The following is a 1,273-nucleotide window of genomic DNA, read 5'->3' as shown; positions in this document are numbered from 1 at the left end:
CTTTGTCAGCAACCTCAAGGCACCTTAGGGTGCCTTTTTTGTTATTCAGGTTTTGCTTAATTGTCAGCCTGCGGGGATTTAATTATCCTGCTATATAAATTTATTCCAGCCACAGGGAAGAGAAAAGCGCCATGCATTATGACCTTATCATCGTCGGCAGCGGTTCTGTCGGTGCCGCCGCCGGGTGCTATGCCACTCACTCCGGCCTGAACGTGCTGATGATTGACAGCAACCATCCTCCCCACCAGCAGGGCAGCCACCATGGCGATACCCGCCTGATACGCCATGCCTATGGCGAAGGGGAGAAATATCTCCCGCTGGTGCTACGCGCCCAGGCGCTGTGGGAGGCATTGCAGGAAATCAGCGGCGAAAAAATCTTTCATCGTACCGGCGTGATTAACCTCGGCCCGGCCGATTCAGCCTTTATCTCAACGGTACAAAGCAGCGCGCAAAACTGGTCACTGCCGCTTGAAACGCTCAGCGCCGCAGAAGTGATGGCCCGCTGGCCGCAAATCACCGTCCCTGAAAACTACCTCGGCCTGTTTGAAGCTGATTCTGGGGTGTTAAGCAGTGAACTGGCGGTGGAAACCTATATTCGGCTGGCAAATCAGGGCGGTTGCGCGCAGCTGTTTAACTGCCCGGTGACGGACATTCACCATACCGCTGAAGGTGTAGAAGTCGCAACGCCGGAAGGCGCATTCACCGCGGATAAACTGCTGCTCAGTGCCGGAACCTGGGTGACAAAATTATGCCCAACGCTGCCCGTTACGCCGGTACGCAAAATTTTTAGCTGGCACCAGGCCGACGGGCGCTATAGCGCAAAAAATCATTTCCCGGCGTTCACCGCGCAACTGCCTGACGGCAGCCAGTATTACGGCTTCCCGGCGGGGGAAGATAACGAACTGAAGCTGGGCAAACATAACGGCGGGCAGATCATTCACGAGCCGCAGCAGCGCAAACCGTTTGGCGCAGTTGCCACTGACGGTAGCGAAGTGTTCAGCTTCCTGCGCCAGATACTGCCGGGCGTCGGTGTCTGTATGCATGGCGCGGCCTGCACCTACGATATGTCGCCGGATGAGGATTTTATTATTGATACTCTGCCAGGCCACGACAATACGCTGGTCATCACCGGCTTGAGCGGGCACGGCTTTAAATTCGCTTCGGTGCTGGGGGAAATTGCCTGCCAGTTTGCGCTGGGCAAAGCCTCGAGTTTTGATCTGACGCCGTTTTCGCTTTCACGATTTAACGCCTTGAAAATCGAGTAGGAGGCAGG

At 55.6% G+C, this 1,273-nt stretch carries 1 protein-coding gene; it reads left to right on the top strand.

Annotation, left to right across the window (positions count from 1 at the left end; translation table 11 throughout):
* Nucleotides 1-131 precede the first annotated feature (131 nt).
* Nucleotides 132-1,265 (top strand): N-methyl-L-tryptophan oxidase, encoded by a 1,134-nt coding sequence (solA, locus tag EHN07_RS20400; protein WP_124025826.1) that lies wholly within the window; start codon nucleotides 132-134, stop codon nucleotides 1,263-1,265.
* Nucleotides 1,266-1,273: the final 8 nt, after the last annotated feature.

This window comes from Buttiauxella warmboldiae, from assembly GCF_003818135.1.
Lineage (GTDB): Bacteria > Pseudomonadota > Gammaproteobacteria > Enterobacterales > Enterobacteriaceae > Buttiauxella > Buttiauxella warmboldiae.
This window is presented reverse-complemented; position numbering and strand designations above follow the sequence as displayed.